Genomic DNA, 17,833 nt, shown 5'->3' on the forward strand with positions numbered 1-17,833 from the left:
ATTAAGATGATATAAATAAGGGGATATATTAGTAACAGGGGGAGAATAATGAAAAAGTTATTACAAGAAATTATAAATTGGATCAGTATGACCGATGAACAGATTGTTATTGGCATTTCAGGACACGGTGCTGCGGGAAAAACAACGTTCGCCAATAAGCTCATAAACCAATTAAATCAAAATAAAGTGAGTTATATTAATACAGATCCATACATTGTTAGTTCAAATGTACGACAGTATACAAATATCCACTATACATATCAGAATGAAAATCATTACGATAAAATGACAGCTTGTCATCCATCAGCCCATCATTTGTCTGCGTTAGAAAGAGATGTTCAAATGGTAAGAGCTGGTTTAGATTTTTATACAATGGATACACATTATATAAAAAGTGAGTTAATTTCTTCGAAAAATAAGGTGACGATTGTAGAAGGAATGAGTGTCGCATTTATTAATCCAAATTTATTTGATTTGAAAATTTACTTCTATACAGATGGAGAAACAGAATTAATGAGAAGGTCTAGCCGTGATATTATTGAAAGAGGAGCCGATATTAATTACTTAAGGAAGTCTCATGAAGAACGTCGGATTCAGTATGAAGTGTTTATGCATCAGTATAGTCAACGTTTTGATATTATTATCAAAAATTCCAATGAAACAATATGTTTAGAAAAAAATACATTTGAGTTTTATAAAGTTTAAATACAAATACTTTATTTACTAAAATAGCAAGTTAGTGAATAAATTTTTCATATTTTTTCGGAAGGATGTTAAGCAATGAGAGCACCGTATCAAGTATTGATATTTCCTTATATAAAAACTGACGATTCCATTCAATATGCCATTTTTAATCGAAGTGATTATGGTTATTGGCAAGGAATAGCTGGTGGTGGAGAAGATGGTGAGACTCCTATTGAATCAGCAAAACGAGAAGCGTTTGAAGAGGCTGGTATTACAAGAGAAAGTCCATATATAAAACTAGATTCTGTGTCTTCACTACCAGTAGAGGATGTAGTTGGTGAATTTCTTTGGGGCGAAGATGTTTATGTAATAAAAGAATTTTCTTTTGGAGTTAAAGTTCCTACAAAAAATATTAAATTATCTAAAGAACACTTCAATTATAAATGGCTGTGCTTTGAGGAAGCCGTAACGCTTTTAAAATGGGATAGTAACAAAACGGCTTTGTGGGAATTAAACAAAAGGCTGTTAAAATAATTAAAGTGTTAGTTAACAAAGCCGATAGTGGAGTGAGAATTAAACAACTTAAAAAGCCTTGCTACATTACCTATGTAGCAAGGTTTTTTTCTTAGCGTACGAAATCGCGTTTTGTTGGCGGCACCCCGCTAAGAGCATGCAAGATTTTATACAGTTTTTCTGCTAATCCAATAACAAACGAGAACCCTAAAACCGCGCCAGGATAGGAATGTATAAAAAAATGCATAGATCCATAGAACAAAAAAGGAGATTTACTTGTGAGATTAGGGTTCCTCCTTATTATTGCTACTGATAATGAGACGTTATGTCAACCTCACATGTATAGAGTATACAGTCAAAAAGGTACAATACATCGCTTCTTCTAAATGGTACAATTAGGAAAAGGGGGGAAGAATATGTACGATTACAAATTCGTGAAAGTCGAAATTGTTGGATGGACAGGGCAACCTAAAGAAGATTATAAACGTATTATTACCGAACATGCTGAAGATGGTTGGGAATTTGTTCAAGTCCTTACTCTAACAATGGCAGGATACACGAGTTCTTTGGAGATTATCTTCAAACGAACCAAATAACTCCTTTCAAAAACAAGAGAGGTTTGCTTTAAATAACATACAAAAAGAACTGGAATATTTGGGGATCTAATTGTTCTCAATTTAACTTATAAGACAAATAAGCTAATATTAATCAACTTCTAATAACAAAAATTATGTGAACACTAAAGTCCTCCAGTTAAACAATCTGGAGGACTTTTAATAGTCTTCTAAATACATTGAATCCCGATAATGAGACGTTATGTTAACCTCATATGTATAGAATATACAATTAACTAAAAATGTAAATTATTTAAATTCTTGTCTATATAATTTAAACGAATAAATAGCTCCAACGAAGAATACAAAGGCTTCAAATAATATAAAGATTTGACGGAAATTCTCGATATCTTTACCAACTAAAGAAATAAATATGCAATTCATTAGAATTTGAGTAGTAAACATACAAGAAATAATTTTAAAATAAATAGGATTTGTTCTTTCATCTGGTTTACCAATTTTTTTGTAAATAATAATAAGTGCAATTACTGAACCCAAAAATAGAAGTGCTGTAAGTCCTACAACGATATTGAAATTGCCTGTACTTTCTAACATCCATTTATTTAATAGATCAATCATCATTATCTTCCTTTCCTACATAAGAGAATATTTCGTTCTTCTTTTTCACTATAATAAAAAATGAAAAAGGAAAACATCGAACTTTCTTACAAACATTCGTGCATTCTTACAGTTTTGTCACTTTGTAAATGTATTCATCGTCTTGCCTTTCGCTATTTTCTTTGAAAAACATAGTGAATTACGAGAAAGAGTGCTACAAGATCAACTTCAAAGAAGTAGTGCACTAAACCTCTTAATTAATGCAATTAGTATGTGGAATATTATTTATTTAAGTGAAGTAATAAAAGCTTTGAAGAAAAAAGAACAATTTGATGAAGAATTATTAAAACATAGTTCTCCAGTAAGGTGGAAACACATTAACTTTCTAGGAGAATACCGATTTAGCAAAAGAGAAAGTGCACCAGTAGACTCTCTACAACCACTAGAAACAACTAAACAGTAAGAAACCGATGATCTCTTAGCGTACGAAATTCGCGTTTTGTTGGTGCTCCCCCATCGCTATCAAGCTAAGGTTAGATTGGGAAGAGAAAGAGAGCTATTATGAATGATTCTCTTTCAAAATCAAATAAATTTATTATTCCTGAAATATTGTACGATGAAAGCAGAAAAAAGATTTTTAAATAACTTTAATAACCACCTATCCAGTAAATTTGATAGGTGGTTATTGTATTTCTGTGGCTTTAAAATAAAGTTTGATAATTTATAAAAAGTCTGAATATTTAAAATAAAGATTGATAATATGCAAAAAAACACGGCTCTCTTTTTTTTATTTTCATTCGACAAAATATGACAATAATATGATTGATTGTTTGATACGATAAGTTCGGAAATCTTACATTTTACATAACTGGAGGAAACATAATGTATAAAAAAATGGGTACAATTGCATTAGCTGGAGCACTTACTTTTAGTTTAGCTGCTTGTGGTGAAACAGAAGTAAAGGAAGTAAGTAAAACTGATGCCCCTAAACAAGAGGAAAAAAAGGACAAAAAAGCATCTACTGAAAACAAAGTTTATAAAATCGGGGATACGGTAGAAGTTAATGGTCTACAACTAACTTTCAGTTCAGCTAAATTCGTTGAACCTAACGAATACATCAAGCCTGAAAAAGGAAAAGTTCTAGAAATCGCGTTCAATGCTAAAAATAATGGAAAGAAAGATATATTTTTCGGAACTTCTGAATTAAAAATCGCTGATGCAGAGGGTAACCAATTCAAAGAGTACTTTGGCGGAGAAAACACTTTTGTGACTGAAAATATTGCACCAGGTAATCAAATCACAAACAAAATGTTGTACGATGTACCAGAAGGCGATAAATTCACAGGTACATTCAAACCTACATTTACATTTGATGAAAAATCTGTGAAATTCGAATTCGAAGTAGCTAAATAAGGAGAAATTAAAATGAAAAGAACAACTGAATTTGTATTAGGACTTATTGGTGGTATTTTTGGTATTATTTGTGCGTTTATCGCTTTAATGATCGGTGGTATGGGAGCTGCGTTTGAAGCTGAAGGTGCAGACAGCATCATTGGTTTAGGATGGGGAGCTGTTGCTCTATCTATCTTAGGAATCGTTGGCTGCGTAGTAGTTAAGAAGAACGCTAAAATTGGCGGTATCATGATGACAGTTGCTGCTATTGGCGGATTTATCTGTATCTCTATCGTTTACTTATTACCAGGAGTATTATTATTAATTGGCGGGTTAATGGGTATCTTCCGTAAAGATAAAGCTGCTGTATCTGCTTAAAATAGGCACTCGAAAGAGTGCTTTTTTTATTTCTCAATAATCGAAATTACTTAACGTGGTAAAATAATATTTGGATTGGCATCCAATACCATATTACTATATGATGGTTCAAGTCGCAGGAAGGCACCTTAGGGTGTCTTTTCTTTATTTCTTAAAGGACCTTCTCATTCATCATTAAAAAGCATAAGGTTATGTAAACTTCATTTTTATTTTTAAAACAAATTGGTTAATTGATTTAGATCATTTTAATAAAGTATTGCATACTATGAAACTATAATCTATAGGTTATTAATCCTTTAATTTAGTGGGAGGTGAATTTAATATGCCTTTCTCTACTGGTCCAATTGAAAACGTAGGAAATCAACCTACTAATGCAACTAGAGCTAGGGTTAAAATTCTCAATCGTACTGCAGGTCCACTTACTGGGGTAGTTAGATCTTTTAGACTTGACGGTACAAGAACATTAATCGAACAGATAAACTTTAATGTGGCTGCTAATGCTTCTGAATTTATAAATCTAAGTTTAGTTCACTCTACTTTGGGACAAGCACTTCAATATGAAGTTGAAATTGTTCCTAATCAAAACGGTGGTTTATACAGTGTCTACGGAATAGCACCTGGTAATGTTATTATTACTGCACAACGAGTTTTGAATTCAGAACTAACGCAGATTCTTTAGTTTTAAAAGTAAAGTGGTTCAAGTCGGAGGAAGACACCTTAGGGTGTCTTTTCTTTATGCCAAAAAATGTCATATTTAACTTATGGAAAGGGGAGAAAATAATGTTAAACGAATTAATAGCAATGGATAAGGATTTAAAAGATTTTCTTTGCAAACAAATATTCGAAAATCGTAATGCTGTAGAAATGAACTTAATTTTTGAAGGTGAAGATTATGGACATAGTGAACAAGCTATAACAAATGCGTTATACATCTTTAAGAATACGGGATTAATAAATCAACCTCCAATGGGAGTATTAGGAACAGTTCCTGGAAACTATGATTTTCTAATTGACGATCCAAGGTTCAACGAATTAAAGGGACAAGGATATCTATAAGGGGTACCTCCACATGCCCATCAAGTTAATATTTTGAGTACCCCCAAAACAAAAATTTTATCTCTCCACAGTTAGTTGTCTATGAGAATTCAGTTCATTTTTTTTTGGGGATAGTTGCTTTTCTTAGCTTGATGGGTGTGTGGTGCTCCCCCTGTTAGTAGTAATTTTAATATCACTATGGATAAATTACTTTTAAAACTTTACTTCCGAGAACGATAATTATGTAAATAAGCTGTCCATATGGGCAGCTTATTTTATTTTTTATTTAGCACGGGGATCTTTTCCGATAGTTTTTTAGCAGAAGCAAGCAGCTCCAACGATGATTAATAAAATAAACAATACAACTAATAAAGCAAATCCTCCAGCGAAGCGACAGCCGCCACAACTACCACCAAAGCCCATAACAGTTCCTCCTTTAGATAGGAGGGGGAAGACAAAGGTTCACTCATGTGTTTTAACGGATTCAATTTACTTTATGCATTTATGAATGGAGCAGGTCCTTTTGAAAATAAAGAAAAGACACCTTATAAGGTGTCTTTCTTCGATTTGAAACATTTTAAGTTTAATAATATACGGTCTCGCCACTGACCTATTAGGCTGGAATTTTATAGTGTTTCTGAACAAAATTTTGTGCTAATTTTGAATTCTTAAGTTGATGGGGATCCTTTTACGTTTTATCATTTTTAAAAAAATCCTTCATTATCTTAGCGCCTTTAATATTCACCGTCACAGCTTCTACTTTATCTTTCTTCTCATCTTTAGCAATCGTAATTTGTTCCTTATTATCAACCCACACAAGAAACTCTTCTTTTGAGTCATTTTTATATGTAACGGTTATAGTAGAATGCGCAGATTGTTTCTTTTTTTGATCTAGTGTGATTGTTTTTGGTGTTCCGTTTTGGACTGCTGAAGCGATTGATTGTATCATTTCCTCGTTATCTGTTTGAGATTTGGAACTAGTATTACTTGTTGTTCTAAGCATCTCAATGTTGGTAATGTCTGCAGAGTTTAATTGAATGGTATTTTTCGTATTTTCTTGCTTAGTTGTTGGAGTATTGTTTGTAGTAGAAGTGCTTGTACAACCTATTAAAGTGAAAGATAGAACACTTAGAGCGCATATAGATATGATTTTTTTCATAGTATCCCTCCTTATGTTTAATTATAACAATTTTCTGTTATTTTAGGTGGTTATTATAAGGAGATCATTTTGTAAGTCGTAGGGAGACATGTTTACTAGTTTTAATGATGTTCGTATGAATAATATGAAGCGTATATATGAAAAATATGCGGTTCATTCTCTATCAAAATCAAAATTCACATAATTTTTTTCATATTTTATGTTTAACATTTCGAAAATGAGTGTATTACATATAATATAACAAATAATTCATTTTAGAGGAGGAAGTTAAAGATGGAAACGAAGTATAGTAAACCTTTTGTATATGAATTTATTACGGAGAAAGAGGTCATGAATGCGGCGAATGATCTAGTGAAGAAAGGAATCGACCAAAAAGATATTTACGTATTAACACATGAGAAAGAAAGGACAGATAGAATCGCAGACAATGCAGACGTGAATACAATTGGAATAAAAGAAGAGGGACTTGGGACAAGTATTATTAATGTTTTTCAAAAAACAGGAGATCAGTTAAGAAATAAGATGCAAGAATTAGGACTTAATGAGGAAGAAGCTAACTTTTATGAAGAAAAACTGGATGAAGGGAAAATCTTGTTATTCGTTAAGGATTTAGAAAGAGTCGGTGAATGGTTACAAGAAAGAAGATGCACGTATTCTATTTAAATTCATACTCTTTAAATCTACAAATCTATTACGAAAAGGAGATTGGAAATATGAGTGAGAGCGGGCTAAAAGAACAAATTACTGGTAAAGTTGAAAAGAAAAAGGGGCAAGTAAAAGAAGGAATTGGTGAAGTTACAGAAGATAGAGAGTTGAAAAATGAAGGGAAGTGGGAGAAGACGAAGGGAACTGTAAAAGAAAAAGTCGGAAAAGTGAAACAAAAGATAAGTGATGGATTGGATAACAAAGAATAATACATGTTTATCAAGCTTTGGTTAAACGCCAAAGCTTGATAAATCCATTATAAAAATATATAGGGGGTCTAATTGTGGGACTTATTATTACGTGTATTGTAGGTGGACTTATTGGTGCGTTAGCTGGAATGATTACGGGAAAAGACTTTCCTTTAGGTATAGTTGGTAATGTGATTGCCGGATTAATCGGATCTTGGGTAGGTAGTGCGTTATTTGGTCATTGGGGTCCTGAATGGGGAGGCATCTTTATTCTTCCAGCTTTATTAGGTGCAATCGTCTTTATTTTAATCGTTACATTCTTTTCTAGAATGCTACGGAAAGCGTAAGTATGATAATGAATAGTAATCTTAAGTTTATTATATGTAGCTATAAAGTTAATAAACTGATAAAAATACATAAAAAAGCATCCAATTAAAATAATTTGGATGCTTTTTTAATGTATTTTACATAGGAATCAGTGAGGATGTCCCCACTGATTGAGAGTACATATTAAGCTATCGTTACTTTTTTACAATTATTTATTCTTACGACCTGCCTCGGTTCTATATGAGATAAGTCCTCGCTATTACCTATATCAACTACAATTGTATTCGTTAGTATGTTAATAATGGAACCAATTAATTTTGTAGCATGATCGTGTCGATAAGAAAATTGAACAAAATCTCCCTTTTTAAAGTTGTGCTCTTCCATAGATAGATCCCCCTAAAAATAATGTTTATACATTATACATACACAAATTTATAAAGTTTAAACATTTGGTAGTATTTTTTTTAGTGTTAAGCTGAGAAAGGTGTAGAAAATTTATTTATAATTAAAATGAAAAAATATGTTTAAAACTAATTTTTATGGGTAATTAAATAGTAGTAGTTTGAGATAAGGGGGCGGAAATGATGAATTTGGCAATAAATATTTTGCAAAATGATTTAGGTTATACAGTACAACTTAATGGTGAGATTGATGCGTATACGGCATCAGATTTGAAAAATAAGATCATGCCTATTGCAAGTGAGAAAGAGGTTTATATAGTAGTAGATTTTAATAAGGTAGATTATATGGATAGTACAGGTTTAGGCGTGTTTATAGCTCTATTAAAAGCAATTAAGAAAAATGATGGAAAGCTAGAGTTTATTGGTGTATCTAAAAGACTAAAAAGATTATTCGATATTACAGGATTAACGGAAATATTGAATTTGAATTCCGATTTTGAAAAAGTAGAAAGAAGGTGACTAGGGATGATGGAGAAATTTGAAAAGATAGAAATGAAAATTCCTGCAAAAGCAGAATATGTGGCTATTATTCGTTTAACAATGGCTGGTGTTGCGAATCGATTGGGCTTTGCTTATGACGATATAGAAGATATGAAAATTGCTATTAGTGAAGCATGTACAAATATTGTACAACATGCATATAAAGAAGACGTTGGAGAAATTACAATTGTCTTTGGTCTATATGAAGATCGATTAGAAATTATGGTTGCGGATAATGGGGTTAGCTTTAATTTTAGTACCTTAAAAAGTAAAGTTGGTCCGTATGATATTAATAAACCAGTAGAACATTTGCCGGAAAATGGTTTAGGTTTATATTTAATAAATACGTTAATGGATGATATACAAATTATGCATGATGAGGGCATGACAGTTTTAATGACAAAATATATACAAAGAGAGCAGGTGGAGAATGATGGAAATCCAATCTCAACCTACAAATCTTACTAAAGAAGATGTTATTAAACTAATTGCAGAATTCCAACAAAACCAATGTGATGAAGCACAGGAAAGGTTGGTTAATCACTATAAAAATCTCGTATATTCCATTGCATACCGCTATTCAAAAGGTGGGCCGATGCATGAGGATATTATACAAGTAGGGATGTTAGGGCTCTTAGGCGCAATAAGAAGGTATGATTATTCGATAGGGAATGCTTTTGAACCGTTTGCAATACCTACGATAGTAGGGGAAATAAAGAAGTATTTACGTGATAAAACTTGGGGCGTTCATGTTCCAAGGCGAATTAAAGATTTAGGCGGGAAAATTAAACTTGCGATAGAGGAGCTAACAGATCACCTACAACGTTCACCGAAGATTATAGAGATTGCGAATCATTTAGGACTATCCGAAGAGGAAGTTCTAGAAATTATGGATGCTAAAAATAATTATCAAGTATCTTCCTTAGATGATGTAGTTGAAAATTCATCTGATGGAAGTTCGGTAGCGAGAATTGAATCTGTAGGTGAAGTAGAACAAGGGTATGAACAGACAGAAAGACGTCTCGTTTTAGATGATATTTTTAACGTATTAAATGATACGGAAAAGAGTGTTATTCATTATATATTTGGAGAAAATTTAAATCAAAAGGATACAGGGGAACGGTTAGGTATTTCACAAATGCACGTTTCTCGTATTAAAAGACAAGCGATAAGTAAATTGAAGCAAGCGGCGTTTTTAGATACATAAAAATTTTAAATAATTATGTTTAAAACATGAGAAAAGGGGTAGTTATTAAGTATAGGAGGAGATATTAAAATGTCACACGATGTGAAAGAACTAATCGAAGGATTGAATGAAGATTTAGCAGGAGAATACTCGGCAATTATAATGTATAACCATAATGCAGCTACAGTTTCTGGTATATATAGACAAGTGTTAAAACCTTTCTTTGAATCTGAAATTAGTGATGAACAAGGACATGCCCTATATTTAGCGGAGAAAATTAAGACGCTAGGTGGTACACCTACTACAATCCCTTTACCAGTGAAACAAGTAGAAGATGTTAGAGAAATGTTAGAAGAAGCTAGACAATCAGAATATGCAACAATTAAGCGTTATGAAACGAGAAAAGAACAGGCAGCGAAATTAAATATGACAGAGCTAGTTGTAAAGTTAGAAGATATGATTGCAGATGAAACAAATCATATGGAAGAATTAGATCGCCTTTTAAATGACAAAGCAATGGTGTTAAATTAAAAGTGGAAATTTATAGAGTGAAAGAACAAACTCTCATTTCTAGGGGGTTTGTTCTTTTGCTGTGTAAATATGTTTGAGTAGGAAATTTTCATTTTATAACTGAGTATGCAATACTAGAAAAATAGAAAATGATAATAGATTTACATTTTAAATAAGAAAAGGGGAAATAACTTGTGTCCATTTTAATTGTCGATGATAATCCGGTTAACATCTTTGTAATTGAAAAAATTTTAAAACAAGCCGGATATCAGGATCTTGTATCGCTTAATTCTGCACAAGAGCTTTTCGAATACATCCATTTTGGAAAAGATTCTTCCAGGCATAATGAAATTGATTTAATACTATTAGATATTATGATGCCTGAGATTGATGGACTTGAAGTTTGTAGGCGATTACAAAACGAGGAGAAGTTTAAAGATATTCCTATTATTTTTGTAACAGCTTTAGAAGATGCGAATAAATTAGCTGAAGCGCTTGATATAGGCGCAATGGATTATATTACGAAACCTATAAATAAAGTTGAATTGTTAGCTCGTATGCGTGTGGCATTACGCTTGAAATCGGAATTGAATTGGCATAAAGAACAAGAGGAAAATCTTCGTAATGAATTAGATTTAGCTACACAAGTACAAAGAAACTTATTAAGTAGCCCATTAAGAGAAGATCATATAAAAATTGAAGCAAGTTACTTACCTTCATTCAAACTAGCTGGAGATATGTATTATTGGTATAAAATCGATGAAAACCGCTACGGTATTATATTATTAGATGTGATGGGACATGGTGTATCTGCTTCATTAGTTTGTATGTTTATTTCGTCTGTATTACGTGAAACGATTAAATGTTTAATTGATCCAGAACTTGTCATTAAAGACTTAAATAAATATATGACTCTTTTACATAATGAGAATGACAATATTCCATATTATTTTACAGCAATATACTTAGTAGTGAATACAGAAAATAGAACAATTGAATATGTAAATGCAGGACATCCTTCTGGATACGTTTTAGTTGATGAAGAGAATGTAGTGGAACTAAATCGCGGGAGTTGTGCGGTAGGATTTTTTGATGAAATAAAAGTTGAAAAGACAGTTATACCTTTTGAGAAGAACACTCAAATTGTATTATTTACAGATGGTGTTCTTGAAGCAATTGCAAATGATGAATTTGAGTCTGAAGAGAAATTACGTGCTTTTACAGAAAGAAAATGGGGAGATTTAGAAGAAGAGATAGAAGGGTTTTATAAGGAAGAACAGAAGAAAACACAATCAGATGATATGTGCTTAATTATGATACAAACGAATGCGAAATAAAAAGCGTATGAAATCCAAACAGAGGATTTCATACGCTTTTTATTGTATTTTTTGATAGATTTGTTCGTTAGGGTTAAATTGGATATAATGCGGCATTATACCTGAAAAACGAAGAGTTTCTTTATTTCCTAAACATAGGAATCCATTGTGACCTAAGCTTTCATAAAATAGTTGCTGTACTTGGTTTTGAAGTTTACTCGTAAAGTAAATTAAAACGTTACGGCAAAGTATAATATGAAATTCGTTAAAAGACTGATCAGTTACTAAATTATGTTGCGCAAAAATAATGTTTTGTAACAGGGATGGATTAAAATAAGCAAAACGACTATCTGTTGAATAATAGTTAGAAAATGCTTGTGTACCGCCAGCTTGTAAATAGTTTTTCGTATAAGTTTGCATTTTATTTAACGGAAGGATGCCTTGTTTTGCTTTTTCTAACACATTTGTATTCATATCTGTTGCGTAAATAACAGCTTTTTCACTTAATCCTTCTTCGTGAAGTAAGATGGACATTGATAACACTTCTTCACCAGTTGCGCATCCAGCATGCCAAATTCTAATTTCAGGATACTTTTTTAATTCAGGAATAACATGCTCTCTTAACGCTTTAAAAAAAGTAGGGTTACGAAACATTTCAGTTACATTAATGGAGAAATCATTTAATAACTGTTCTAAAAACCCTTCCTCATGAATTACTTTTTCAATTAATTTTGAAATGGTAGGGATATTAGAGAGCTGCATTCTATTACAAATTCTTCTATAAATAGATGTGCGAGCATATTGGCGAAAATCAAATCCTGACAGTTTAAATACCGCTTCCAATAGTAATTCAATTTCTAAGTTCGTACGCTTATCCATATCTACGGATGGATCAAAATTATAATACTTATTTTCCACTTAAACTAAACCTCACTTATTTTATTAACCATACACTCATTACCGAATAGAGTTGATGTAAATTTAATGGTTTACTTATATAATCTGAAGCGCCAGCAGATAAACATTTTTCTTTATCATTTGGCATTGCTTTAGCAGTTAATGCGATAATAGGTATTTCATGTAACCCTAAATTCATTCGGATATGTTCCATCGTGTCATAACCGTCCATATTCGGCATCATAATATCCATTAAGATAAGGTCAATATTTTTATTGCTTTTTAGTATTTCTAAACACTCTATACCATTTTGTGCAGTAATAATGTTGGCATGTTGTTTTTCTAATGCATTTTGTAATGCAAATATATTTCGATGATCATCATCGACAATTAAAATAGTTTTCTCTTGGAAGACGTTATTTGTTTCTGGAGTAACTATAGTTTCCTCAACAACTTCAACAGGAATAATGTCATCTATCGTTGCTGCGACTTCTAAATTGGATAACTGTATATCATTTAACCCATTTGGAAGGTTAGGAATATATACTGTGAAAGTACTGCCTTCTCCTAAATTACTCTCTAACGTAATCCAACCGCCTAATAATCTAGCAAACTCTTTACAAATAGATAATCCTAAGCCTGTACCACCATATTTCCGAATCGTTGCTCCATCTGCCTGTTGAAAAGCTTCGAAAATAAGTTGATGCTGTTCTGTAGCGATACCAATACCAGTATCTTTTACTGAAATTGTAATCCAATCATTACTTATAGACTGCATTTCATTACTCAAATTGGTTGTTTCTATCGGATCGAAATGTAAAGAGACGGATCCTTTTTCCGTGAATTTAAATGCATTGGATAATAAGTTTTTAATAATTTGCTCAATCCGCTTTGCATCTGTATAAAATAAATCAGGAATAATATCACTGTCTTCAATAGTAAATTCGACATTTTTTTGTGCAGCTATATGTAAAAAGTTTTGATGCATATTTGCTGCCATGTCACTTATGTTCGTTGCTTCAAAAATAACATCTAGTTTCCCAGCTTCTACTTTAGATAAATCTAGTATGTCATTAATTAAAGTAAGTAAATCTTTCCCTGATGAATGAATGACGGTTGCTAATTCAATTTCATCATCGGATAAATGATTATCATGATTTTCTCTTAACATTTCAGATAATAGTAAAATACTATTTAACGGTGTGCGTAATTCATGTGACATATTTGCTAGGAATTCTGATTTGTATTTTGAGCTACGTAATATTTCACTTGCTTTTTCTTCTAATTCTGATTTAGTAATTTGTAAGTCAGCTGTCTTTTGCTCGGCCTCTTCAGTTCTAGACTCTAGTTGTTCATTAGTTGTTCTTAATTCTTCGGCTTGCATTTGTAGTTCTTCAGCTTGCGTTTGTAATTCTTCTGATTGAACTTGCAACTCTTCTGTCATTGCTTGTGATTCATGTAAAAGAGTTTGAATTCGCATACGTCCCATAATACTATGGATGGTTAGACCTAGGTTATCAACGGTTTGTTGAATTAAATCTTGATGTAAGTCTGAAATCTCAGTTACACTTACTAACTCCATTACTGCGATCACTTCATCTTCAAATAAGATAGGGACGACTAGTAGGTTTTGAGGGCGTATTTCTAATAAGCCGCTAGTGACATAACGAAATTCTTCTGGTATTTCTCGAAGAATAAAGCTTTGTTTTTCTAAAGCACATTGCCCAATTAAACCTTCACCCATTTTAATGGATTGTTTTCCAATATCAGCACCTTGATCAGCGAAAGAAGCTTTCTTTACATAGTAGACAGTTTCTTCAATTTCTTCACGTACATAGAATGCACCGCAAGAGGTTTGCGTTTTTTGTATAACTCCACTAAGAATTTTTTTACCTAACATCTCAATAGAAGGTATACCTTGATACATTAAAATTAATTCTGCAAGCTCGGTTTGTAACCACTCTCTTTTAGATATTTCGTCTAGTAGGTGGTTCGTTGTATGAGCAAGCTCTTTTATTTCATCCCGCGTGTTTACATGAATTCTTTCAGTAATTTTTTCTTTAGAAGAAATGGATTTAATAGCTTGAATTACGTTTTTAATCGTTTTTGTAATGGAATTCGAAATATAGAGTGAAATGATAATAGAAATACAAGAAAGTAAGAACAATAAACTGTATAACCAAATCTCTAATTTATTATTTTCAGTATCTAATTGTGCAGCTCTTTTTTTCGTTAGTTGCTCCTCTACACCACGGAAGTTAGTTAGCTGCGATTGTAATGACTGAATTTGAGTCGTGTCAATTGCTTGTATGTTATTACTATTGTGATTTGTAATTAATGGGTGAATCTCTTTATTAATCCAACTATTGATGTTTTCATTAATCTGTTTTAATTTTTCTTGCTGAGAGGGGTTATCCTCTAATAGAGCCAAAAGATCTTGATAATGTTTTTCGTAATCCTTTTCCGCAGTGTTAAGGGATTGCACGTAATTTGCATCATTAGAAGTAATAAATCCTTTCGCTTTATTTTCAATTGTTAGCAATTCTTTCTCCACTTGATTCGTTAAATTAAGAACTTTAAAATCGTGATCAATAATAAAATTACGAGATTTTTGTAAATTGGAAATCTCATTGTTTAACATAATGAAAGAAATAAGTAAGAACAAAATCATAACTAAATAACCAGCCATAATTTTGTAGCGAATACTAAATTTTGCTTTCGATTTCATTAAAAATTCCTACCTTCAAGGTTATTCAAAGTTTTCTATTGTAAAGAATGAAAAACGTAATATATATTATATCAGTTTTCATAAGGCCAAACTAGAAATCCCCCTATTGTATAAGGGGGTCTCGTTTTGAATAGAGGAAATCATTTTGAAATATAAACATATATGAAAAGTAACGATCGAGGGAATAGGGGGATAATAAAACTTTTAAGAAGGAAAGAGTGTGCTTAAAGCTTTTTTTGCATCTATTCCTTCAAAGATAAATAATACAAGCTCTCTCTTTTTTACAGTAAGGAAAAAGGATATTAATGTGCTTAAGCTTTTAATAGAAGTAAGTGTTCCATGTTTACTTATAAATAAATTAGTTTGAAATGTTGTCATTAAAGCATAAAAATGATGAATCTGCTTTATTGTAGGTGTTTCATTATAAAGAATAGTAGTAGATTGGATTGCATTCATCGAAATATTCCTTTCTGTATAGTAAGCATAACAATATAAACATACCCGTTTTAAAAAATGTTAAACATATAAATAAGAAAAAATATAATTATAGTTTTTTACGTTTAGAAAGGGTTACAAAGGGTATACATATACTACAAAGAGATTGACTGAAGATGAATTGTAAGATTTCTAGTCTATAAAAATATACTTTTACTTTAAATAAAAAGGAGTCTGGTATACATGAATGAAATGATGATTGATATTACATTTGATTTAATTTACTTGTTAAGTAGTTCGCTTGTAATGCTGTTACTATTCGCTTTTTTCGTAAATGGTTATGTTAATAAGAAGGTTAGTGTATACAGAAATGAAGAAAGATAAAGATACATTATATAAAACTTTAGGAGGTTAATAGTTATGGATGTAGATAGAAAAATAGTAGGTATTTTTAGAACAATTGATGATGCGGCATTCGTTATTAATGAATTAAAAGATAAAGGATACTCGGCGGGTAACATTTCAGCTATTGCGAAGGATCAAAAGGAAATTGAACATCTGGAAGAAAAATCGGGTGAAAAAGTGAATAGTGAAACGGCACATAAAGCGGATATCTTTTCAGCGACAGGGCTTGTGGCAGGAGGAGTAGCAGGCGGACTCGGTGGTTTATTAACAGGTCTTGGTATACTTGCCGTTTCTGGAATGGGTCCAATCGTAGCAGCGGGACCTATCGCAGCAGCTATTGGAGGAGCCGGTATTGGCGGAGGAGCTGGAAGTTTAATAGGAGCATTTATCGGATTAGGAATTCCTGAAGAACATGCTAAGAAATATGAAGAATACATTTACGATGGAAATATATTAATTTTAGTAGATGCAAAATTAGATGATAAGTTAGAAATCTATAAAATATTTGATAAGCATAATGCCTATAACTCTGATTTCTTTAAATAATATTTACTTCACATATCAATTATGCAAAATGTAAACATAGTGAATATCGTTTTTTGATCTTACAACTTTGGCGCGGCCGAGGAGTCGTATGACTATAAGAGAGGAAGGGCTTATAGTAAAAGATCAAGTTCTATTCTGTTATCCCGCTATTTGTGGGCAGTAAGATCCCCACCTCAAAATTCAGCGAAAGCAAAGAAGTTAGGTGGGGGTCGGGCTGCCCGTAAAAGCCCGATTGGTGAGGGCTGATAATCAGTGGGGGATGAACAAAACCCCCACTGATTAAAGTTTCACTTTATTGAAAAGGAAAGAGGTGTCTTTTCGTGATTGTAAAAATATTAAAGGATAGTAGTAATAGTTTCCTTTGTATGGTTCAAAATAAAAATGGAGAGAAGTATGTGAAGAAATGGTTTAGTAAACATGAAAACAATGAAGAATTAGGGCGACCAACCTTTAAAGAAGTAGAAAAGGACTGGAAAGAAAATAGAGAATCATTTGTGTATCCCGAGATTAAAGCGCTTCATTCTTACAAAACTGTCACATTCATGTAAGGTAATTGAATAGATTCGTTACTTTTTTCATGTCATAATAAAGACATAAGAAAGTTAATCAAAAAACTATAAGTTATTAGGAGAGTGTCAGTCATGATTGTAACAACAACGTCTGGAATCCAAGGTAAAGAGATTATTGAGTATATTGATATTGTAAATGGTGAAGCTATTATGGGTGCAAATATTGTTCGTGATTTATTTGCTTCAGTTCGTGATGTTGTCGGTGGCCGTGCTGGTTCTTATGAAAGCAAGCTAAAAGAAGCTCGTGATATCGCAATGGATGAAATGAAAGAACTTGCAAAACAAAAAGGTGCGAACGCTATCGTTGGTATTGACGTAGATTACGAGGTTGTTCGTGATGGAATGTTAATGGTTGCTGTAAGTGGTACAGCTGTACGTATATAAGTAAGTAAAAATACAGGCTCACCCCTTGAAGCTTATGCTTTGAGGGGATTTTTTTGTTTCGTGATTAAAGTTAAAATGAAGAAGAGTGGACGGATTTTTATAAGTGGAAAAAATAAGATGAGGGCGGATGTACTAAAAAATGCTAGGATTGCTCCTAGCATTTCGTGAGGGGGTATTGCACGGGAATTTAGATAATAAGCAGACGTACCCGCTTATTTCAAATGTAGTATATATTGTTTTCAAGGAGAAAAGTAAGAAATACAACAATCTTTATATATGTTTAACGAGAGTGTTAACTTTATGATAAATAATAAAATTGTTATTTGAGATAAGGAGAGGGAAATCAATACAAAAGGTGTATAG

General features: G+C 32.2%; 26 protein-coding genes and 1 pseudogene. 20 read left to right on the forward strand and 7 right to left on the reverse strand.

The window, feature by feature from the left end; translation table 11 throughout:
• Nucleotides 1-48 precede the first annotated feature (48 nt).
• The 3 genes from NSS97_RS05350 (at nt 49) to NSS97_RS05360 (ending at nt 1,793) form a co-directional block, all read left to right on the forward strand.
• Nucleotides 49-705: a P-loop NTPase fold protein gene (locus NSS97_RS05350; RefSeq protein WP_107888463.1), complete on the forward strand. Its 657-nt coding sequence runs from the start codon at nt 49-51 to the stop codon at nt 703-705.
• A 75-nt stretch (nt 706-780) separates the two neighbouring features.
• Nucleotides 781-1,218, forward strand: a complete 438-nt coding sequence (locus tag NSS97_RS05355) for an NUDIX hydrolase (RefSeq protein WP_001202613.1) — start codon at nt 781-783, stop codon at nt 1,216-1,218.
• A 395-nt stretch (nt 1,219-1,613) separates the two neighbouring features.
• Nucleotides 1,614-1,793 carry a DUF4177 domain-containing protein gene (locus tag NSS97_RS05360; RefSeq protein WP_107888462.1) on the forward strand — a complete coding sequence of 60 codons (180 nt, stop codon included), beginning with the start codon at nt 1,614-1,616 and terminating at the stop codon, nt 1,791-1,793.
• 267 nt (nt 1,794-2,060) lie between these two features.
• Here NSS97_RS05360 and NSS97_RS05365 read toward each other — a convergent pair whose 3' ends face one another.
• Nucleotides 2,061-2,390, reverse strand: a complete 330-nt coding sequence (locus NSS97_RS05365) for a hypothetical protein (RefSeq protein WP_000566283.1) — start codon at nt 2,388-2,390, stop codon at nt 2,061-2,063.
• A 151-nt stretch (nt 2,391-2,541) separates the two neighbouring features.
• Here NSS97_RS05365 and NSS97_RS05370 point away from each other — a divergent pair.
• The 5 genes and pseudogenes from NSS97_RS05370 to NSS97_RS05390 all read left to right on the forward strand — a co-directional run.
• Nucleotides 2,542-2,832: pseudogene (locus tag NSS97_RS05370) on the forward strand (Tn3 family transposase); the annotation flags it as partial.
• 419 nt (nt 2,833-3,251) lie between these two features.
• Entirely contained in the window at nt 3,252-3,782 is a 531-nt protein-coding gene (locus NSS97_RS05375; RefSeq protein WP_107888461.1) for a DUF4352 domain-containing protein, read from the forward strand.
• A gap of 12 nt (nt 3,783-3,794) precedes the next feature.
• Entirely contained in the window at nt 3,795-4,139 is a 345-nt protein-coding gene (locus NSS97_RS05380; protein WP_107888460.1) for a DUF4064 domain-containing protein, read from the forward strand.
• Nucleotides 4,140-4,461: 322 nt separating this feature from the next.
• On the forward strand, nt 4,462-4,818 hold the full coding sequence (locus tag NSS97_RS05385; RefSeq protein WP_033728813.1) for a hypothetical protein: 357 nt from the start codon (nt 4,462-4,464) through the stop codon (nt 4,816-4,818).
• Nucleotides 4,819-4,874: 56 nt separating this feature from the next.
• Complete coding sequence (locus tag NSS97_RS05390; protein WP_341111863.1) at nt 4,875-5,195, forward strand: hypothetical protein; 321 nt, start codon at nt 4,875-4,877, stop codon at nt 5,193-5,195.
• A gap of 294 nt (nt 5,196-5,489) precedes the next feature.
• Here the strand turns inward: NSS97_RS05390 and NSS97_RS05395 are convergent, their stop codons facing one another.
• Together NSS97_RS05395 and NSS97_RS05400 are read right to left on the reverse strand one after the other, a co-directional pair.
• Nucleotides 5,490-5,597, reverse strand: a complete 108-nt coding sequence (locus NSS97_RS05395) for a YjcZ family sporulation protein (RefSeq protein ID WP_078178455.1) — start codon at nt 5,595-5,597, stop codon at nt 5,490-5,492.
• Between the two features lie 265 nt (nt 5,598-5,862).
• Nucleotides 5,863-6,333: a hypothetical protein gene (locus tag NSS97_RS05400; protein WP_107887137.1), complete on the reverse strand. Its 471-nt coding sequence runs from the start codon at nt 6,331-6,333 to the stop codon at nt 5,863-5,865.
• A 273-nt stretch (nt 6,334-6,606) separates the two neighbouring features.
• On the opposite strand from NSS97_RS05400, the gene NSS97_RS05405 reads away from it, so the two are divergent.
• The 3 genes from NSS97_RS05405 to NSS97_RS05415 all read left to right on the forward strand — a co-directional run bounded on the left by NSS97_RS05405 (nt 6,607) and on the right by NSS97_RS05415 (nt 7,573).
• Nucleotides 6,607-6,996 carry a general stress protein gene (locus NSS97_RS05405; RefSeq protein ID WP_000448809.1) on the forward strand — a complete coding sequence of 130 codons (390 nt, stop codon included), beginning with the start codon at nt 6,607-6,609 and terminating at the stop codon, nt 6,994-6,996.
• Nucleotides 6,997-7,046: 50 nt separating this feature from the next.
• Nucleotides 7,047-7,247, forward strand: coding sequence for a CsbD family protein (locus tag NSS97_RS05410; protein WP_000004264.1), 201 nt, complete (start codon nt 7,047-7,049; stop codon nt 7,245-7,247).
• 74 nt (nt 7,248-7,321) lie between these two features.
• Entirely contained in the window at nt 7,322-7,573 is a 252-nt protein-coding gene (locus NSS97_RS05415) for a GlsB/YeaQ/YmgE family stress response membrane protein (RefSeq protein WP_000522902.1), read from the forward strand.
• A 163-nt stretch (nt 7,574-7,736) separates the two neighbouring features.
• Here the strand turns inward: NSS97_RS05415 and NSS97_RS05420 are convergent, their stop codons facing one another.
• A complete protein-coding gene (locus NSS97_RS05420; RefSeq protein WP_107887136.1) occupies nt 7,737-7,937 on the reverse strand; it encodes a methyltransferase in 201 nt (66 codons plus the stop codon).
• A 197-nt stretch (nt 7,938-8,134) separates the two neighbouring features.
• On the opposite strand from NSS97_RS05420, the gene rsbV reads away from it, so the two are divergent.
• The 5 genes from rsbV (at nt 8,135) to NSS97_RS05445 (ending at nt 11,527) form a co-directional block, all read left to right on the forward strand.
• Entirely contained in the window at nt 8,135-8,473 is a 339-nt protein-coding gene (gene rsbV, locus NSS97_RS05425; RefSeq protein ID WP_044444094.1) for an anti sigma b factor antagonist RsbV, read from the forward strand.
• Between the two features lie 6 nt (nt 8,474-8,479).
• The gene (rsbW, locus tag NSS97_RS05430) at nt 8,480-8,962 is read left to right on the forward strand and encodes an anti-sigma B factor RsbW (protein ID WP_044444093.1); all 483 of its coding nucleotides are present in this window, start codon (nt 8,480-8,482) and stop codon (nt 8,960-8,962) included.
• On the forward strand, nt 8,925-9,701 hold the full coding sequence (gene sigB, locus NSS97_RS05435; protein WP_002188580.1) for an RNA polymerase sigma factor SigB: 777 nt from the start codon (nt 8,925-8,927) through the stop codon (nt 9,699-9,701). The genes rsbW and sigB overlap by 38 nt, the downstream gene beginning before the upstream one ends.
• 69 nt (nt 9,702-9,770) lie before the next feature.
• Nucleotides 9,771-10,211 (forward strand): ferritin-like domain-containing protein, encoded by a 441-nt coding sequence (locus NSS97_RS05440; RefSeq protein ID WP_107887135.1) that lies wholly within the window; start codon nt 9,771-9,773, stop codon nt 10,209-10,211.
• Nucleotides 10,212-10,384: 173 nt separating this feature from the next.
• On the forward strand, nt 10,385-11,527 hold the full coding sequence (locus NSS97_RS05445; protein WP_107887134.1) for a SpoIIE family protein phosphatase: 1,143 nt from the start codon (nt 10,385-10,387) through the stop codon (nt 11,525-11,527).
• Between the two features lie 39 nt (nt 11,528-11,566).
• Here NSS97_RS05445 and NSS97_RS05450 read toward each other — a convergent pair whose 3' ends face one another.
• From NSS97_RS05450 to NSS97_RS05460, 3 genes are all read right to left on the reverse strand, one after another.
• Nucleotides 11,567-12,424, reverse strand: a complete 858-nt coding sequence (locus NSS97_RS05450) for a CheR family methyltransferase (protein WP_088292362.1) — start codon at nt 12,422-12,424, stop codon at nt 11,567-11,569.
• A gap of 16 nt (nt 12,425-12,440) precedes the next feature.
• Nucleotides 12,441-15,131 carry a response regulator gene (locus NSS97_RS05455; protein WP_107887133.1) on the reverse strand — a complete coding sequence of 897 codons (2,691 nt, stop codon included), beginning with the start codon at nt 15,129-15,131 and terminating at the stop codon, nt 12,441-12,443.
• A 204-nt stretch (nt 15,132-15,335) separates the two neighbouring features.
• Nucleotides 15,336-15,587 (reverse strand): hypothetical protein, encoded by a 252-nt coding sequence (locus NSS97_RS05460; RefSeq protein WP_002140683.1) that lies wholly within the window; start codon nt 15,585-15,587, stop codon nt 15,336-15,338.
• 222 nt (nt 15,588-15,809) lie between these two features.
• Here NSS97_RS05460 and NSS97_RS05465 point away from each other — a divergent pair, with 222 nt between their 5' ends.
• From NSS97_RS05465 to NSS97_RS05480, 4 genes are all read left to right on the forward strand, one after another.
• The gene (locus NSS97_RS05465) at nt 15,810-15,950 is read left to right on the forward strand and encodes a hypothetical protein (protein ID WP_002011076.1); all 141 of its coding nucleotides are present in this window, start codon (nt 15,810-15,812) and stop codon (nt 15,948-15,950) included.
• Between the two features lie 36 nt (nt 15,951-15,986).
• Nucleotides 15,987-16,517, forward strand: coding sequence for a general stress protein (locus NSS97_RS05470; protein WP_002011077.1), 531 nt, complete (start codon nt 15,987-15,989; stop codon nt 16,515-16,517).
• Between the two features lie 320 nt (nt 16,518-16,837).
• Nucleotides 16,838-17,065 (forward strand): DUF4028 family protein, encoded by a 228-nt coding sequence (locus tag NSS97_RS05475; protein ID WP_341111872.1) that lies wholly within the window; start codon nt 16,838-16,840, stop codon nt 17,063-17,065.
• 93 nt (nt 17,066-17,158) lie between these two features.
• Nucleotides 17,159-17,470: a YbjQ family protein gene (locus tag NSS97_RS05480; protein ID WP_000637510.1), complete on the forward strand. Its 312-nt coding sequence runs from the start codon at nt 17,159-17,161 to the stop codon at nt 17,468-17,470.
• The last annotated feature ends 363 nt before the right edge of the window (nt 17,471-17,833 follow it).

The organism is Bacillus sp. FSL R12-0074 (assembly GCF_038005725.1).
GTDB lineage: Bacteria > Bacillota > Bacilli > Bacillales > Bacillaceae_G > Bacillus_A > Bacillus_A mycoides.

What these genes read in the sequence shown, in the direction of transcription:
- NSS97_RS05400 (WP_107887137.1), bottom strand. Translation starts at nt 6,333, where the DNA reads ATGAAAAAAATCATATCTATATGCGCTCTAAGTGTTCTATCTTTCACT.
- NSS97_RS05455 (WP_107887133.1), bottom strand. Translation starts at nt 15,131, where the DNA reads ATGAAATCGAAAGCAAAATTTAGTATTCGCTACAAAATTATGGCTGGT.
- NSS97_RS05390 (WP_341111863.1), top strand. Translation starts at nt 4,875, where the DNA reads ATGCCAAAAAATGTCATATTTAACTTATGGAAAGGGGAGAAAATAATG.
- NSS97_RS05470 (WP_002011077.1), top strand. Translation starts at nt 15,987, where the DNA reads ATGGATGTAGATAGAAAAATAGTAGGTATTTTTAGAACAATTGATGAT.
- NSS97_RS05420 (WP_107887136.1), bottom strand. Translation starts at nt 7,937, where the DNA reads ATGGAAGAGCACAACTTTAAAAAGGGAGATTTTGTTCAATTTTCTTAT.
- NSS97_RS05410 (WP_000004264.1), top strand. Translation starts at nt 7,047, where the DNA reads ATGAGTGAGAGCGGGCTAAAAGAACAAATTACTGGTAAAGTTGAAAAG.
- NSS97_RS05350 (WP_107888463.1), top strand. Translation starts at nt 49, where the DNA reads ATGAAAAAGTTATTACAAGAAATTATAAATTGGATCAGTATGACCGAT.
- NSS97_RS05480 (WP_000637510.1), top strand. Translation starts at nt 17,159, where the DNA reads ATGATTGTAACAACAACGTCTGGAATCCAAGGTAAAGAGATTATTGAG.
- rsbV (WP_044444094.1), top strand. Translation starts at nt 8,135, where the DNA reads ATGATGAATTTGGCAATAAATATTTTGCAAAATGATTTAGGTTATACA.
- NSS97_RS05375 (WP_107888461.1), top strand. Translation starts at nt 3,252, where the DNA reads ATGTATAAAAAAATGGGTACAATTGCATTAGCTGGAGCACTTACTTTT.
- NSS97_RS05355 (WP_001202613.1), top strand. Translation starts at nt 781, where the DNA reads ATGAGAGCACCGTATCAAGTATTGATATTTCCTTATATAAAAACTGAC.
- NSS97_RS05440 (WP_107887135.1), top strand. Translation starts at nt 9,771, where the DNA reads ATGTCACACGATGTGAAAGAACTAATCGAAGGATTGAATGAAGATTTA.
- NSS97_RS05405 (WP_000448809.1), top strand. Translation starts at nt 6,607, where the DNA reads ATGGAAACGAAGTATAGTAAACCTTTTGTATATGAATTTATTACGGAG.
- rsbW (WP_044444093.1), top strand. Translation starts at nt 8,480, where the DNA reads ATGATGGAGAAATTTGAAAAGATAGAAATGAAAATTCCTGCAAAAGCA.
- NSS97_RS05385 (WP_033728813.1), top strand. Translation starts at nt 4,462, where the DNA reads ATGCCTTTCTCTACTGGTCCAATTGAAAACGTAGGAAATCAACCTACT.
- NSS97_RS05365 (WP_000566283.1), bottom strand. Translation starts at nt 2,390, where the DNA reads ATGATTGATCTATTAAATAAATGGATGTTAGAAAGTACAGGCAATTTC.
- NSS97_RS05395 (WP_078178455.1), bottom strand. Translation starts at nt 5,597, where the DNA reads ATGGGCTTTGGTGGTAGTTGTGGCGGCTGTCGCTTCGCTGGAGGATTT.
- sigB (WP_002188580.1), top strand. Translation starts at nt 8,925, where the DNA reads ATGATGGAAATCCAATCTCAACCTACAAATCTTACTAAAGAAGATGTT.
- NSS97_RS05465 (WP_002011076.1), top strand. Translation starts at nt 15,810, where the DNA reads ATGAATGAAATGATGATTGATATTACATTTGATTTAATTTACTTGTTA.
- NSS97_RS05360 (WP_107888462.1), top strand. Translation starts at nt 1,614, where the DNA reads ATGTACGATTACAAATTCGTGAAAGTCGAAATTGTTGGATGGACAGGG.
- NSS97_RS05460 (WP_002140683.1), bottom strand. Translation starts at nt 15,587, where the DNA reads ATGAATGCAATCCAATCTACTACTATTCTTTATAATGAAACACCTACA.
- NSS97_RS05380 (WP_107888460.1), top strand. Translation starts at nt 3,795, where the DNA reads ATGAAAAGAACAACTGAATTTGTATTAGGACTTATTGGTGGTATTTTT.